The sequence below is a fragment of the Opitutia bacterium genome (genome assembly GCA_016217545.1).
Taxonomy (GTDB): domain Bacteria; phylum Verrucomicrobiota; class Verrucomicrobiia; order Opitutales; family Opitutaceae; genus Didemnitutus.
On record JACRHT010000012.1, the window covers coordinates 945,158 to 961,671 of the forward strand.

Genomic DNA, 16,514 nt, shown 5'->3' on the forward strand with positions numbered 1-16,514 from the left:
CGCCTGTCGCCGCACGCTTCCGGTCGCCTGCAAGCAGGCTCCTACAGTCGCGAACGCGCAGGATCACTTCTTCGGCTCGAAGAGATAGATCAGGCCGTCGAGCACTTCGTCGACGGTGAGCTTGATGCGCTGGGCATCGTTCACGGGGCGGCCTTCGGCGATGACTTGCTTGGCAAAGGCGTCGCCGCGCGCGACGGCGGCGTCGATGAACGCCATCTTGGCGTTGTGCAGCGGGCCATCGAGCGCGAGGTCGGCGGCGGTGGGCTTGCGGCCGAGGAAGATCGCGACGGCCTCGTCGCCGAACCAGATGCGCCAGTCCTTCTCGTCGGCGAAATAGACGGCGAGCACGCCGTCGCGATCGGTGCCGAGTTTCTTGGCGAGCGTGCTCATGTAGGCGCCGGGTTGGGCGTCCTCGGCTTCGGTCGGGGACTTGGCGAAGACGCGCGCGTAGATTTTCTTGCCGGTGAAGCGCTCGAAGTTCGCGAGCTTGTAGTTGAAATACATGGCGCGCGGCGGCTCGGTGGGCAGCACCTTGTCGGGATCGTCGAAGTGCGCCGTCGGGCCCGGCTCGCGCGCGGCGGTGTATTTCTTCGCGGCGTCGATGTAGCCGGCGAAGGCGATCTGGTCGGCCTTGAAGGCTCTCGCGGCCGCGCCGACGCGGAGGATTTTCACCGTGAAGCCCTCGTCCTGCTTGATCTGCGGGAGCAACTCGCCGCCGCGCACGACGCGGCCGAAGACGCTGTGCAGGTAGTTCAGGCGGTTCGTGTCGCGGAGCGTGATGAAAAACTCACTGCTGTTCGTGTCGGGGCCGCCGTTGGCCATCGAGAGGATGCCGGCCGACTCGTGGTGCAGGCCCGGCGCGATCTCGTCGGGGAAGGGAAATGGGTGGCCTGCCGCGTCGTCGGCCTCGGTGGGTTTCGCATCGGGCTTCATCGCGCTGCGGATCGGGTCGCCGCTTTGGATGACGAAGTTGGGCACAACGCGATACCAGGTCAGGCCGCTGAAGAACGGCTGGCCGTCGCGCCCGGCGATGCCGGTCTCGGCGCGCCCGACGAAGGACGCGACCGTCATCGGTGTTTTCCGATAATACAGCTCGGCCACGAATGCGCCGTGCGACGTCGTGAACTCAGCGTAGAGGCCGTCGGGCAGTGTGGGCGAGGGAGCCGGCGCGGCGGCGATCGCCGCGGGAGATTTTTCCTGGGCGCCGAGTGAAAGCACGGCGCACGCGAACACGAACAGGAGTCGTCGCATGGTGGAGGAGGGTGTGCTGGTTGTAGGGACGCGCAGCGCTTTGGCCAGCGCGCATGCGCGCGCGAGGGAGTAATTCTACTCCATCCATTTCGATTGGCGGGGAAACTCCGGCTGTGCAACGTCGCGGCACTATGCTGCTTCGCCGCCTGCTACCCCTCGCGCTCGCGTTGTTCGCCTCCGCTGCCCCGGCACTGCGCGCCGGTGTGTCGCTCGACTACTACCTGCCCGCCGGCACGACCTACAACCCGAAGGTCCCGACGCCGGAGCAGTTCTTCGGCTTCCAAGTCGGCGACTGGCACATTCGCAGCGAGCTCAACACCGCCTACCTCCGCGCCGTCGCCGCCGCCGCGCCCGACCGCGTGAAGTTCGAAATCATGGGCTACACTCACGAGCGCAAGCCGCTCGTGCTGCTCACGATCACCGCGCCGGACAACCACGCGAAGCTCGAGCAGATCCGCGCCGACCACCTGGCGTTGTTCGATCCGGCGAAAAGCGCCGCGCTCGACGTCGCGGCGATGCCCGTCGTGATCGACCTCGGCTACAGCGTCCACGGCAACGAGCCGAGCGGCGTGAACGCCATGCCGCTCGTCGTCTATTACCTCGCCGCCGCGCAGGACGCGAAGGTCGCGGAAATCCTCCGCCGCTCTGTCATCCTCGTCGAAGCCCAGCGCAACCCCGACGGCGGCGATCGCGCCGCGCAGTGGTTCAACCAGCACAAGTCGCTCAGCGCGCCCTCCGTCGACCCGCTCGATCGCGAGCACAACGAGGCGTGGCCGCGCGGCCGGTTCAACCACTACTGGTTCGACCCGAATCGCGACTGGCTTCCGCTCGTGCACCCCGAGGCGCAGGCCCGCGCGGAGTTGTTCCACCGCTGGCGTCCGAACCTCCTCACCGACCACCACGAAATGGGCACGAACGGCACGTTCTTCTTCCAGCCCGGCGTGCCAACGCGCAACAACCCCAGTTCGCCCGCCAAAGTCTTCGAGCTCACCGCCAAGGTCGCCGCGTTCCACGAGCGCGCGCTGAACGGCAAAGGCATCTTCTACTACAGCGAGCAGAGCTTCGACGATTTCTATCCGGGCAAAGGCTCCACGTATCCGGACCTGCACGGCACGATCGGCATCCTCTTCGAACAGGCCAGCGCGCGCGGTCACGCGCAGGAGAGCGCCAACGGCGTGCTCACGTTCGCCTTCGCGATCCGCAACCACGTGCTCTCCTCGCTCAGTTCGGTCGATGCCTCCGTCGCGCTCCGCACCGAGTTGCTCGACCTGCAAAAGGACTTCCCGCGCGAAACCGCCGACCTCGCCGCGAAGAGCAAGGTGAAGGCCTACGTCTTCGGCGACGACGGCGACCCCGCGCGCGCCTGGGCGTTCCTCTCTCTTCTCGCGAAACACCACATCGAAGTCCGCGCGCTCGGCGAGGACGTCACCGCGGACGGCCGCACCTACAAGGCCGGAGCGGCCTGGGTCGCGCTGACCAACCAAGCGCAATTCCGCCTGCTCACGGAGATGTTCGTGAAACGCACGACGTTCGAGGATTCGGTTTTCTACGACGTCTCCGCGTGGACGCTGCCGCTCGCGTTCAACCTGCCTTACGCCGAGCTCGAACGCGCCCCCGCCGCCGGCCAGCCGCTCGGCGCGCCGGAATTCCCCGCCGGCCAGCTCGTCGGCGGACACAGCGACTACGCCTACCTTTTCAACTGGAACGGCTACTTCGCCCCGCGCGCGCTGCAACGCCTCCACGCCGCCGGCGTCCTCGTGAAAGGTCTCACGTCGCCCATCGAGGCGCTCACGGCCGATGGCGCACGCCACGCCTTCGGCTACGGCGCCGTGCTCGTGCCGGTCGGCCTGCAACCGGAGCGCGCCGCTGCGATTCGAGCCGTCGTCGACACGATCGTGAAAGAGGACGCCGTCACCGTCTACGGTTGCGGCACGGGCCTCACCCCGAAGGGCGTGGATCTCGGCAGCGCTTCGTTCGCCGTGTTGCCCGCCCCGCGCGTGGCGCTCATCACCGGCGACGGCGTGGACCCGCACGACATCGGCGCGGCGTGGCACGTGCTCGATCAACGCGTCGGCCTCACACCCACGCTCCTCGACGTCGCGCAACTCGGCCGGGCCGATCTCGCGCGCTACACCACGATCATCTTCGCCGACGGGCGCTACGACGACAACGTGAACGACACGACCGTCGCCAATCTCAAGCGCTGGGTCCGCGACGGCGGCACGCTCGTGCTCATGGGCCGCGCCGCGCCCTGGGCCGCGAAAAAGGAACTCGCCACGCTCGAATTCGCTGGCCGCGGCTCGACGGAAACGGCGGCGACGAGCGGCGGTCGCACGCGCGCGAGCGCCGCGGCGGACGAGAGCGAGGGTGCCGGCAAGCGCTTCCCCTACGCCTCCGCCAGCGACCGCGAGGCGCAGCGCCTGATCGCCGGCGCCGTCGTGGCCGCATCCATCGACCCGACGCACCCACTCGGCTACGGTTTCAGCGACGAGCGCGTCTCGTTCTGCCGCAAGAACGGCATTTTCCTGAAGCACGCCAAGTCGCCCTACGAGACGCCCGCCGTCTACACCGCGAAGCCGCTTCAATCCGGCTTTGTCTCCGAGGCCAACCAGACCGCCCTCGCCAACACCGCCGCGATCGTCGCCTTGCCGGTGGGGCGCGGCGCCGTGGTGGCGATGCCCGACGACCCGAACTTCCGCGGCTTCTGGTATGGCGGCAACCGCGTGTTCTTCAACGCGGTGTTCTACGGCAGCGTCATCCGCCCACCGAGCGGCGGCGACGGCGGCGATTGAGTCGCCGCTGCTAGTCCGATTTTTCCGGCGCGCGCTGGATGCGGCGTGTTGGGGGTTCGTGCTTGCTGCCCCCGTGGCGTCGCTTTGTCTAGGGCAACTCACGGGCCAGGTTGAGTGACGAATCTCCGTATCTGCCTGCTCCATGTTGAAGACGACTACCTTTGGCAAACGACCATCGCTGCGGCGGTGGCCGGGATGTCTGACATCCGAAAATTCGAGACGGTAACCAGTGCCGCCGCCGCGCTCGACCGGGCGCCGGTGTTGCGGCCCGACGTGGTTGTCCTCGATGTCGTGTTGCCCGACGGCGACGGCTTGGCGGTGGCGCGGACGCTCGCGGCGCTGAAGACGCCGCCACGGATCGTGCTGCTCTCGGTCCGCCGGGACGACGTGGTGTTGCAGGCGGCGTGCAGCCCTCACATCGCGGCGTTGCTCTGGAAGACCGGCGACGTGCTGGACAAACTGCCCGAGGCGATCCGCACGGTCGCGGCGGGCGGCAAATACCATCCGCCTGACGTGCGCGAGGCGTTGCGGAAATTCCGCGCGGACCCGCAGGCCTACTTCAAGATACTGTCCGACCGCGAACTCGAGCTGCTCCCGCGTTTCGGCGAGGGATTGTCGGATGAGGAGGTTGCGACGCTTTTCGGACTCAGCATCCACACCGTGAAGTCGCACCGGCAGAACATCCTCACTAAACTCGGCCTGCACAGCACGGCGCGGCTGATCCACTGGGCCATCATGCGCGGCTTCGTCCGCCCGCCGAGCGACGGCTGGGTCGTGCGGGAGGACGGCGAGCCGTTTGAGACCGGCCAATCAGGTCCCCCATGATTTTCGCTGCCGCCGAGGCGATCGCGACGATCGCTAAGGTGCACAAATACGACCGCTCCTCCGTCGAGGCGCACCTCCCTCCGTGCGGCAGCCCGCCGCGTTGCCTTAATTAATAGGTTCCTGAACGGAGCGCGCTCCCGCCCGATTGGCGCGGAATGGATGAACGGACGAATATCGTGCGTGAGGTGCTCGCGGGTGTCATGGTGCGGTAGGGCTCTTTGAGCGAGGTGTGCTTATTTAAGGCCAAGTGGCTGGGGCGGCACTTGAGCACAGGGGCGGGCGCAGATTCGGCAGCGGAAGCTACGGAGGGTAATGCGGCCCCGTCACCGCGAATTGACACACATGCCGGCGGCGGGCGGCGCGGCGGGGCTTTTCGTTTCGCCTTAACACGTTGCACGCAACAGATGCGCAAACTTCGCCCATATGCGCGCAAGTTTGAACACAGTTGGGGGTTGAGCGGCCCGATACGTTGAGGTGAACTGTCAGCTCCACTCTTCCCTCATTTTCCTTTAACCACACCCACGCATGAAAGAACGCATTGGTATCGTCACTGGCGGCGGCGACTGCCCGGGATTGAACGCAGTCATCTACGCGGTCGTTAAGGCCGCGGACCGTCGCGGCTGGGAAACCCTCGGTATTTACGGCGGCTTCGACGGCCTTCTGTCGCCTGTCCAGGCCCGTCCGATGAACTACCAGGAGATGGACGGCCTGCTCTATCTCGGTGGCACCGTGCTCGGCACGTCCAACAAGGGTCGCTTCGTCGCCAAGGCCGGTCACGGCGAAAAGCGCGAGATCGACCCCGCCGTCCTCGCCGAGGCGAAACGCAATTTCGACGCGCTCGGTCTGCGCGCACTCGTGGTCGTCGGCGGCGACGGCTCGCTCTCCATCGGCCTGCAATGCATGGGCGCCGGCATCCCGATCGTCGGTGTGCCGAAGACCATCGACAACGACATCGACGGCACGGCCGTGACCTTCGGCTTCGACACCGCGGTCTCGTTCGCGACCGACGCCATTGATCGCCTCCGCACACACGCCGAGAGCCATAAGCGCGTGATCGTCGTCGAGATGATGGGCCGTTACGCCGGCTGGATCGCGGCGCACGCCGGCATCGCCGGTGGCGCGAGCGTCGTGCTCATCCCCGAGATCGAATTCACCTACGAGAGCATCGTGCGCAAGATCGTGGAGCGCGAGGCCGAGGGCCGGCACTTCACCATGGTCGTCGTCGCCGAGGGCGCGCGCCAGAAGGGGGGCGACTTCACCACCCACGGCGGCCCCGAGGAAAAGAACCGCGAGGCTCGCCTGGGCGGCATCAGCGCCGTCGTGGCGGAGGAGATCGGTCGCCGCACCGGCAAGGAAGTGCGCAATTGCGTGCTCGGTCACTTGCAGCGCGGCGGCGTGCCGACGACGTTCGATCGCCTGCTCTGCACGCGCTTCGGTGCGAACGCCGTGCGCCTGATCGACGAGGGCTGCTACGGCCACATGGTCGCCTCGCGCCCGCCCGACATCGTGCCGATCCCGATCGCCGATGCTGTCGGCAAGCTGAAGACGGTCCCGACGGACGGAGATTTGATTCGCACCGGCCGGGCACTCGGTATCTGTTGGGGCGACTAAGGCTGCTCGCGGCTGACGTCGAACCCCCGGTTTTCGACGAACACGGAAAATTCCACGACCAACACGGGTGCTGCGGCGTCCAATCCCGTTGCCGTTGAGGCTGGGTTGAGTGCGTCTGCGCGCCCGGGGCTTGCGTCGGACGGACTGGCCCGGTTTACGACCGCGATGTCCGAGCCCCGGCGGCACAACTGGCTTTTCATCTTCGGCGTCTGGACCGCCGTGGGCGTGCTGTTGTCGCTGCAGACCTACATCAGTCTGTCGCAGATGCCGGACTCGCCCCGTGCGCACGTGGTGCTCTGGGTCGCGCAGATGTATCGCGCGTGGTTGTGGGCGCTGTTGACGCCGGCGGTATTTTTGCTCCGACGCGAACTGGTGCGGCGGCATCCGAACCACGTCGTGCGCTTCGCGCTGCACATGCTCACGGCGCTCACGCTGCTCGCGTGGTGCAACATCGTGCGGCTGTGGGCGCTCAACATCACCTTCGGCTGGTGGCGGCTGGAGGATTACGGGATCGACGCGATCTGGAACATGCTCAGCGCGCGCTCGTTCATCGATTTCTACGTCTACTGGATCGTCGTCACCGCCGACTACATCCGCTACCTCGTCAATCACAAGGTCCAGACCGATCTGCGCGAGGAGCAGCTCCAGACGCAGCTCGTGCAGGCGGAGCTCGCGGCGCTCAAGCAACAGGTGCAGCCGCACTTTCTGTTTAATTCCCTCAACGCCATCTCGTCGCTCATGCGCGAGGGCGAGCGCGACAAGGCCGTGGAGGCCATCTCGCTGCTCTCGCAACTGCTCCGCCAGCTCATGGCCAACGGCGGCAAGCAGGAGATCGAACTGTGGCGCGAACTCGACTACGCCCAGTGCTACCTTTCGGTCGAGAAGGTGCGCTTCGAGGAGAAGCTCGTCACGAGTTTCGAGGCCGACGAGGAATGCCTCAACGCCCTCGTGCCCACGCTCATTCTCCAGCCGCTGGTCGAGAACGCAGTGAAACACGGCATCGCGCAGCGCCGCAACCCCGGCCGCGTGCGGGTGATCGCGCAACGCCTGGATGCGGGCCGGATGCGCCTCGAGGTGTTCAACGATCCCGCCGAAGGCGGACGCAAAGCCGACGCGCGGGACAGCCACGGCATCGGCCTGCAGGCGACGCGCGCCCGTCTCGAGCGCGCCTTCGGCCCGACCCACAAGCTTACCTACGACCTCAGCAACCCCGCCGGCTGCGTGGTGACGATCGAACTGCCGTTCCGCACCGCCGGCGCCGCCAGCCAACTCAACTGACCATGGAAAAGATCCGCGTCCTCATCGTCGATGACGAGCGCCCCGCCCGGCGAGCGCTGCGCACTTTGCTAGAGAACGAAACCGACATCGAAGTCGTCGGCGAAGCGACGGACGGAGAGGGTGGGCTCGAGATGATCCGCAAGCTGCGCCCGCAGCTCGTGTTCCTCGATATCCAGATGCCGCTCCTCACGGGCCTCGAATTGCTGCAAAAGCTGCCGGCCGGCGAGCGTCCCGAGATCATCTTCGTGACCGCCTACGACGAGTTCGCGCTGCGCGCCTTCGAACTGCAGGCCACGGATTATCTCGTGAAGCCCTACAGCGACGAACGGTTCCACGCTGCGCTCGATCGCGCCAAGCGCCGCATCCGCGCCGGATCGTTCGGCGCCACCGAGCAGGCTTTGCGCGCGTTGCTGGAAAAACTCCAACCCACCCTCGCTCCCGGTGGCTCGGCCTCCGCGCCGGCGCCGGGCGTGGCGGACTTTTCGCGCCTCGTGGTGAAGGCGGACGGCCAGCTCCATTTCCTAAACCAACCTGACATCCGCTGGGTGGAAGGGCAGGGGGATTTCGTGAAGCTCCACCTCAAGGAACGCGGCCTGATGGTGCGCATGACCCTCACGAAGATCGAGGAGATGCTCGATCCCGAGATTTTCGTCCGCATCCACAAGAGCACGATCGTGAACCTGAATTACGTGCGCCGCGTCATGCCGATGCTCGCGCGCAGTCACGGAATGGAGCTCGACGACGGCACGGCGTTGCCAATCGGGCCGAGCTATCGCGGCGTGCTCGATAGACTGAAGTGACTTTGTGCGGCGCTTTGTAGCGCATTCTCGCTGATTCCAGCGCGGGACTCCGACGTGCCGGTTTTGACGGTTGGCCGTGAGTCTGGCGCGGTTGACCTGTTTTTTTCCGTGTTCGTCGTAAGGCCGGCAGGCTGAGTCGACGGCGCGTTGTCCGCCGAAGGACAGGAGAGTGAGGTGTGCGTTGCCCTCGTGCGTTCCTGCGCAGCGGGCCACCAACCTAACATATGAACAAGAACAACTCGCATCCCTCGCGGATGGCGAGCGCCTCGGTTTTGAGCGCGCTCCTGGCCATCCTCTCCGCGACGCCTGGATTTGCCCAGACGAGCGACGCCAAGCCGGAAGAAACCGTCAAGCTGCAGCAGTTCGAAGTCACCGGTTCGCGCATTCGCCGCGTCGACGCCGAGACGCCCAGCCCCGTTGTCCGCATCACTCAAGAAAGCCTGCAGGCCACGGGCTTCTCGACGGTGGACGACGCGCTCCGCGCCATGCCGTTCAACACCGGTCAATCCATCACCCCGATCAGTTCCAGCACCGGCTTTGCCTCCGGCACGTCCACGGTCAACCTCCGCGGCCTCGGCAACAACAACACCCTCGTCCTCATCAACGGTCGCCGTGCGGCTCCGTCGGGCGCGGGCACGTTCAACGGCTTCCAGACCGTCGTCGACCTCCGCCAGATCCCGGCCGCCGCGGTCGAGAGCATCGAAATCGTCAAGGACGGCGCCTCCGCCATCTACGGTTCCGACGCGGTCGCCGGCGTGCTCAACATCAAGCTGAAGCAGGACTACACGGGCGTCGGCACGGACCTGTCGATCGGCAACACCTTCGGCAACGACTCCCTCGAAACCTCCGCCTTCATCATCGCCGGCGCGCGCACGGGCAAGACCAGCCTCACCGCGATGGCCGACATCTATAAGCGCAACGCGATCGCGGACCGCGACTACTCGTGGTCCAACACCGCGGACCTCCGCGCCGACAAGAAGGGCACCGACCAGGTTGAAGTCAGCGATGAGGGCGCCGGCGGCACCATCCTCGGCACCGTCACCGGCGTCGACTGGCGCTCGTCCAGCACGTTCCCGGCCCGCTTCTTCATCCCCGGCACGAACACGATCCGCTCGTTCCTCAATCCGACGACCGATCCGCGCGTCGCTGACGCCGTCGCGACCAGCCGCGTGACCGGCGCCGGTCTCTACGACTTCCAGAAGGACACGCTCCTCTCGCCGGAAGAGAGCCGCTTCGGGTTCCAGATGTATATCAATCACGAATTCTCGGACACCATCCGTGGCTTCGCCGATCTGTTCTACCGCCGCATCACCGGCATCAACAACGCCGCCCCGTCGCCGTTCACCACGACCGACAAGGGCGCCGGCACCAACGGCCGCCTTCGCGTTTCCGCCGACAATCCCTACAACCCGTATGGCAACCGCTATTTCCCGGGCGCCGGTCAAACCATCGAGCTCAGCACCTACCGCCTCGTGAACGCCGGCCCTCGAGTCAGCGACACCACGTCGGATTACCCGCGCATGCTCGTCGGCCTCAAGGGTGACCTCCCGAACGACTGGGCTTGGCAGACCTCCGCCATGTATGCCCAGGGCAGCTTCTACAATTCCTCGCCCGGCACCGCGTTCGACAGCCGCGTCCAGGAAGCGCTCAATGGCGTCGTCATCAACGGCTCCTTGCTGTATGCCAATCCGTTCGGCCCCGAAGACCCGCGCATCACGGACTACTACTCCGGCGCGAATCCGACCAAGACCACCTTCACGAGCAACATCTACGAACTGAGCGCCAACGGCTTCCTCTTCGACCTGCCCGCGGGCAAGGTCGGCGTCGCCGCCGGCACCGAGTTCCGCAAGGAGAGCATCACCGATACCCGCACGCTCGAGAACGAGAACGGCAACGTCGTCGGCGGCTCCGAAGGCTTCGGCTACACCGGCAAGCGCAACGTCACGTCGGCCTACGCCGAGTTGAGCGTGCCGATCCTCGCCCGCAGCTCCGGCGTCGGCGCCCTCGAGGCCCAGCTCGCCGCCCGCTTCGAGGACTACTCCGACTTCGGCACCACCACCAAGCCGAAGATCGCCCTCGCTTACCGCCCGAACAAGTGGCTCCTCCTCCGCGGTTCCTACTCGGAGTCCTTCCGCGCGCCGGACCTGCAGTATCTCTACAGCGCTGGTTCCGTTAGCTTCACCTCCGGCGCCGTGTTCGACCCGCGCCGTCCGGATCAGCCCTCCGCCCAGATCAAGACGCTCGGCAAGGGCAACCCGGGCCTCCAGCCCGAGGAGACCAACACCTACTCGATCTCCACGGTGATCGAAGTTCCCTCCGGCCTCCTCAAGGGCCTCGTGATGGAAGCCGGTTACTTCAAGTTCGACCAGCGCAACCTCATCACGCGCGACAGCGCCACGTTCACGCTTAACAACGAGCTCACGCTCCCCGCTGGCCGCGTCGTCCGCAAGCCGCTCACGCCCGCCGAAATCGCCCTCGGCTATCCCGTCGGCATCATCGATTACGTGAGCACCGACTGGTATAACTCCAGCAAGCAGGTCTACGAAGGCTACGACTTCGAGATCGGCTACCAGTGGAAGACCGCGCGCTGGGGCAACTTCCGCGCCCGCGCTGCCGCGACCTACGTCGCGAACTTCGAGCGCACGAACATCAACTCGCTCGGCACCGCCAGCGTCACCGACCTTGACGGCACCGACGGTTCCGCTCTCTGGCGCGGCAACGTCACCCTGGCGTGGAACAAGGCCGATTGGGCCGCCTCCGTGTTCGTGAACTACCTCGGCGAGATGCCGACGAGCACGATCGTCACGAACTACCTCTCGCCGAAGCAGGACGCGCAGATCCTCGTCAACCCGCAGGTCAGCTACGCCGGCCTCTGGAAGACCCGGATCACGGTCGGTGTCCGCAACGTGTTCGACTCCGAGCCGCCGCTCTATCTGCCCGCCAGCCAGGGCTACAACGCCGGCATCGCGATGATCGATCCGCGCTTCTGGTATGTTCGCATCTCCCGCGAATTCTAAGCGCCGCTTTAGTTGTTAGTGTGTGTGTCTAAATCGAGCCGGGCCTCACCGCCCGGCTCTTTTTTTGTCGTCGTTGGGACGCGGCCCCAAACCCGCGAAACTCCGCTCGACTCCATCGCCGCGGCTCCAATGCTGCGCCCGCTCCCATGAAAGACGTCGTGCGCAACACCCTCGCCGCCCTCGCTGGCGCGCTCACCGCCCTGCTGTTGATCTCCGCTCTCCAGATTTTCAGCCAACGCGTGCTCTACCCGCTGCCGGCCGGCCTCAACCCGCGCGATCCCGCCGCCATGGCCGCCTACTTCAAGACGCTGCCCGTCGGTGCATTCGTGGCCGTGCTCGTCAGCTACTTCGTCGGCGTGACAGCCGGAGCCCACGTCGCCGGTCGCTTCTCCTCCGACGGCGGTCCGCGTCAGGCCGTGATGGTCACCGGTCTCTTCGTCGTCGCCTCCCTGATGAACCTCCTCGCGCTCCCGCACCCGGCTTGGTTTTGGGTCGCGAACTTCGTCACCGTGCTCTTCGCCGGCTGGCTCGCCATCAAGCTCCTGCCGAAACGCGCCGCCGCCTGAGACCGACATCGCCCCGCCGCACCGAAGCGTGCGGTAGGGCGAGACCGCCGGGCCGCCGCGAGCCCGACAAGCTTCTCTCGCGCTTCGCCCGCGCCTCCTCCTCCCGGGCAACAATGCGCCCGAGCACAGCGTTGCCCCGCCGCCGCACCTCGCCGTAGCGTCCGCGTCCATGGCGACGATTCTCGGCATCGATGTCGGCTCCTCCTCGGTCATCGCGGGCATCCTCCGCGGCAAAACCACCCTCGCGGAATCCCCCCGCGCCTTCTTCAAGTCCCGCTGCGACGGCCCCAAGGTCGAGGTCGAGCCCGACGAACTCCTCCGCGCCGTCCGCACCGCCATCGCCGGCCTGAAAGGCCTCGCCCAAAGCGTCGACGCCATCCACCTCGCCGTCATGTGCCCCGCGTGGGTCGCCCTCGACGCCAAGGGCAACGCCCTCACGCCCATCGTCACCCACCAGGATCGCCGCAGCGTCGCCCAAGCCGAGGAACTCGAAGCCCGCATGGGCAAGGAGGCGCACCTCCACACCTGCGGCTGCCGGCCATTCCCCGGCGGCATCAGCTCGACCACTTGGGCCTGGTTCAAGCAACACGAGCCGCAACGCCTCCGCCGCGCCGACCTCGTCGGCCACCTCAACACCTTCCTCCACCGCCGCCTGACTGGCGCGCGCGTCACCGATCCATCGAACGCGTCGTTCACCGGCCTCTACCGCACGCTGAAACTCGACGGCTGGAGCGACGAACTCTGCGCCAACCTCGGCGTCGACCAAGCGCTCCTGCCCGAAGTCCACGACGCCGACCGCATCGGCGGCCGCATCACACCCGAAGCCGCCCGCGCCTTCGGCCTGCGCGCCGGCACGCCGATGATCGTCGGTCTCATGGACGGCAGCGCCGGCATGATCCTTGCGGGCGCCAAGGTCGGCCAACTCTTCAACGTCACCGGCTCCACCGACGTCCTCGCGCTCTGCACGAACAAGCCGAAGCCGCACGAACGCCTCCTCACCCGCGCGCTCGGCATCGAAGGAAAATTCCTCCAAGTCAGCACGCTCGCCGCCGTCGCGTCCGCGATCTACTGGGTGCGCGACCAGATGTGTCCGACGATGCCGATCGCGGAATTTCAGGCGGAGTTCCGCCGCCTCGCCAAGCTCGGTCCGAAAGCCTCCGGCTCCGTTCGCTTCGAGCCCTACATGGCCGGCGAGCGCACGAGCATCGTGCAACGCCAGGGCGCTTTCACCGGGCTCACGCTCGCCAGCACGCGCGAGCAGATGCTTTCCGCCGTCGTCGAGAGTCTCATCCGCGCCAGCGCCGAGCGCTTGCCGCTGCTCGCCGAGTCCGGCACGCCGCTCCTGCGCAACGTTGCCGTCTCCGGCGGCTCCGACCGCCTCGACGTCATCCTGCGCCGCGACTGGCCCGGCAAGTGGACCTACCGCGCCGTCACCGACGCCACGATGCGCGGCCTCGCGATGCTCGAGCCGAAGGAACTCTGAGCGCCGGCCGCCCGGTAACCTAATAGGTTACTCGTTCGCCTCCGTCCCTCTCTGGAACTCGTCGCGCGCGCCGCACCACGGGTAACCTATTGGGTTACTCGGCGCAGGCCGGGTCTCTTCGCGGTCGCAGGCGGCTGTTTGTCGGGCTCGACCTCGCGTCGAGCCTCGCCGTCGAACGCGGCGTGATCCGCGCTCGGCCGCGCTCGCTCCCGCAAGCGGGAGCCCGTCGTGGCTCAGACCCTCACCCGCGCTCGGCGTAGAGGCGCCAGAGGACTTGCGTGCCGCAGTCGTCGTAGCCTTTCGCGCGGGCGAGGTCGTAGAGTTTCTTCGCGGCGGCGAGGCCGGGCAGGTCGAGCTTCAGCTCGGCGGCCGTCTCGAGCGCGAGGTTCATGTCCTTGATGAAATGCTTCACGTAGAAGCCCGGCGCGAAATCCCCCCGCAACGCCCGCGGCGCGAGCACCGTCATGCCGACGCTGCCGGCCGCGCCTCCGCCGATGTTCTCCAACACGCGCTGCGGCTCCAGCCCGGCGGACTTCGCGAAGGCCAGCGCTTCGCACCACGACATCATCACCGAGGCGATGCCGATCTGGTTGGCGAGCTTGCAGAGCTGGCCGTTGCCGGGCGCGCCGTGGAAGACGACGATCTTGCCCATCGCCTCGAAGAGCGGCTTCGCGCGGTCGAATGACGCCGCGTCGCCGCCGACCATGATCGAGAGCCGCGCCTCGCGCGCGCCGACATCTCCGCCGGTGACGGGCGCGTCGAGCGCCGTGACGCCCTTCGCCGCCGCAGCTGCGGCGATGCGGCGCGCGAGCGCGGGGCTGGAAGTGGTCATGTCGATCAACACGGCGCCGGGCCGCGCGTGCGCGAGCACGCCGGTCGACGCGAAGTAGGTCTCCTCCACGTCGCGCGGATAGCCGACGATCGTGATGACGAAGTCCGCCTGCGCGGCGGCGCCGCCGGGCGTGTCGTGCCACACGGCGCCGGCGGCGAGCAGATCCTCCGCTTTGGCCTTCGTTCGGTTGTGCACGTGCAGCCGATGGCCCGCCTTCTGGAGGTGGCCGGCCATGCTGCGGCCCATGACACCCGTGCCGATGAACGCGATCGAGAGAGTCGACATGCCGGCGAGCCGAGCAAGTTTGGTCCGGCGACGCGAAGCAAAATCCCCCGCTTTCAGCGTGCTGCGTCGCGCGCGACGGCGAGTAGCTTTTCGCCGCTCACGCGGACCTTGTAGTCCGGATCGGCGTGCGCGAAACGCACGGTGCCGTCGCGCGCGATCACGAATGCGGCGGGCACGGGCAGCCAGCGCGCCGCGGCGTCGCCCGGGATGGCGGGGAGATCGATGCCCCACTCGGCGTATTTCTTCTGCATCGCGCTATCGACGCGGTAGGCCAAACCGAGCGCGCGCGAGGCGTGCATGTCGCGATCGGAAAAGAGGCGGTAGGGCAGATGCTTTTCCTCGGTGAGGAAGCGGATGTTCTTCGGCTGGTCGGTGCTGAGCGCGACGATTTGGAAACCGAGTTCCATCAGCTTCGGTTCGGCTGCGGCCAGCTCCGCCAGGTGTTGCGTGCAATACGGGCACCAGCCGCCGCGGAACACGATCAGCACCGTTGGCTTGCCGGCGAGCAGGGCGGCGAGCGAGGCGTCGGTGCCGTCCATCGCTTTGATCGCAGCGTCAGGCACGCGCGCGCCGACAGCCAGCGGATGCGCGGTCGCGGGCGAGGCGGCGATGTCGGTGGCGGCGCGGACCGGCAAAGGCAGCAGCAGGGTCAGGAGCGACGCGGAGAGGAAGAGCGAGCGGCGAAGCGTGGCGAAGGTGTTCATGGGTGAAGTTCGGAGCATCGTCGCGCGTCGTTTATTCCTGCGCGCGGCGCGCGCGGTCGGACTTTCGACGTGGACGCCCCGGGATGCGCCACGCAAAGTCCGGCACCATGCTCGTGCTCAACGCGCTTGCCCCGGTGTTCCTGATGATCGCGCTCGGCGCGTGGATGCAACGCACGGAGTTCGTGTCCGCGAGCTTCCTGCGCGAGGCCAACCGCGTGACCTACTGGCTCGGCCTGCCGGCGCTGTTGTTCAGCCAGCTCGTGAGTTCGTTGCATCAGGCGGCGGGGGCCGAGAAACTGCTCGGCGCGATGGGAGCGGTGCTCGCGCTGTCGCTCGTCGCGGGCTACGCGCTGGCGGTGCTGTTGCGTGTGCCGGGTGCGGCGATGGGCACGTTTGTGCAGGGCGCGTTTCGCGGGAACCTGGCGTTCGTGGGCCTGCCGATCGTGTTCGCGTTGCCGAACGTGCCGGTGCTCGGCGGCATCCCGCTGCATTCCGCGGCGGTGCTCGTGGTGGCGCCTACGATGGTGGTCTACAATCTCGGCGCCGTGATCGTGCTCGTGGCGAGCCAGCATGAACTCGGCTGGGCGTCCGTGCGGCCGGTGGTGAAGCAGCTGGCGGTGACGCCGCCGCTGTTGGCGACGCTGGCGGGCATCGGCTTCGCGGTCATGGGCTGGACGCTGCCGCACGCGATCGCGCAGACGCTCGAAGCGCTCGGCGAGATGGCGCTGCCGCTCGGCTTGCTCGGCGTTGGCGGATCGCTCGTGACGGCGCGATTCGGCGCGTCGTGGCAGGCGCCGGTCGGCTCCGCGTTGTTGAAGACATTCGGCGGGCCGTTGCTGGCGTGGGCGGCGGCGCGGATGTTCGGCCTCGGCGCGGTCGAGACGAGTTTGCTGATGATCCTCTCCGCTTCGCCGACCGCGATCGTCTCCTACACGATGGCGGTGGAGATGAAGGGCGACGAGCAACTCGCCTCGACGACGATCGTCGTGAGCGTGGTCACTTCGCTGGCGGCGCTGGCGGTGTGCGTGGCGCTGTTCCCGCAGTGAAAACAAAAAGGCCCGCGCGCGGCG

At 67.1% G+C, this 16,514-nt stretch carries 11 protein-coding genes and 1 pseudogene; 9 read left to right on the plus strand and 3 right to left on the minus strand.

Features of this window, described 5'->3' with window-relative positions; translation table 11 throughout:
- Positions 1-63: 63 nt before the first annotated feature.
- Positions 64-1,251, minus strand: coding sequence for a peptidylprolyl isomerase (locus tag HZA32_10960; GenBank protein ID MBI5424592.1), 1,188 nt, complete (start codon positions 1,249-1,251; stop codon positions 64-66).
- Positions 1,252-1,382: 131 nt separating this feature from the next.
- Between HZA32_10960 and HZA32_10965 the strand changes: the two genes are divergently transcribed.
- From HZA32_10965 to HZA32_11000, 8 genes are all read left to right on the plus strand, one after another.
- Positions 1,383-4,043 carry a zinc carboxypeptidase gene (locus HZA32_10965; protein MBI5424593.1) on the plus strand — a complete coding sequence of 887 codons (2,661 nt, stop codon included), beginning with the start codon at positions 1,383-1,385 and terminating at the stop codon, positions 4,041-4,043.
- A gap of 114 nt (positions 4,044-4,157) precedes the next feature.
- Complete coding sequence (locus HZA32_10970; protein ID MBI5424594.1) at positions 4,158-4,868, plus strand: response regulator transcription factor; 711 nt, start codon at positions 4,158-4,160, stop codon at positions 4,866-4,868.
- Positions 4,869-5,393: 525 nt separating this feature from the next.
- Positions 5,394-6,479, plus strand: coding sequence for an ATP-dependent 6-phosphofructokinase (locus HZA32_10975; protein MBI5424595.1), 1,086 nt, complete (start codon positions 5,394-5,396; stop codon positions 6,477-6,479).
- Positions 6,480-6,644: 165 nt separating this feature from the next.
- Positions 6,645-7,757 (plus strand): histidine kinase, encoded by a 1,113-nt coding sequence (locus HZA32_10980; GenBank protein ID MBI5424596.1) that lies wholly within the window; start codon positions 6,645-6,647, stop codon positions 7,755-7,757.
- 2 nt (positions 7,758-7,759) lie between these two features.
- Positions 7,760-8,557, plus strand: a complete 798-nt coding sequence (locus HZA32_10985; GenBank protein ID MBI5424597.1) for a response regulator transcription factor — start codon at positions 7,760-7,762, stop codon at positions 8,555-8,557.
- Between the two features lie 224 nt (positions 8,558-8,781).
- Positions 8,782-11,574: a TonB-dependent receptor gene (locus HZA32_10990; protein MBI5424598.1), complete on the plus strand. Its 2,793-nt coding sequence runs from the start codon at positions 8,782-8,784 to the stop codon at positions 11,572-11,574.
- Positions 11,575-11,720: 146 nt separating this feature from the next.
- The gene (locus HZA32_10995; protein MBI5424599.1) at positions 11,721-12,140 is read left to right on the plus strand and encodes a hypothetical protein; all 420 of its coding nucleotides are present in this window, start codon (positions 11,721-11,723) and stop codon (positions 12,138-12,140) included.
- Between the two features lie 169 nt (positions 12,141-12,309).
- Entirely contained in the window at positions 12,310-13,623 is a 1,314-nt protein-coding gene (locus HZA32_11000) for a hypothetical protein (GenBank protein ID MBI5424600.1), read from the plus strand.
- 241 nt (positions 13,624-13,864) lie between these two features.
- On the opposite strand, the pseudogene HZA32_11005 reads toward HZA32_11000, so the two are convergent.
- Positions 13,865-14,728 (minus strand): annotated as a pseudogene (locus tag HZA32_11005) (NAD(P)-dependent oxidoreductase).
- A gap of 65 nt (positions 14,729-14,793) precedes the next feature.
- Entirely contained in the window at positions 14,794-15,444 is a 651-nt protein-coding gene (locus tag HZA32_11010; GenBank protein MBI5424601.1) for an AhpC/TSA family protein, read from the minus strand.
- Positions 15,445-15,551: 107 nt separating this feature from the next.
- On the opposite strand from HZA32_11010, the gene HZA32_11015 reads away from it, so the two are divergent.
- Positions 15,552-16,490 carry an AEC family transporter gene (locus HZA32_11015; GenBank protein MBI5424602.1) on the plus strand — a complete coding sequence of 313 codons (939 nt, stop codon included), beginning with the start codon at positions 15,552-15,554 and terminating at the stop codon, positions 16,488-16,490.
- The last annotated feature ends 24 nt before the right edge of the window (positions 16,491-16,514 follow it).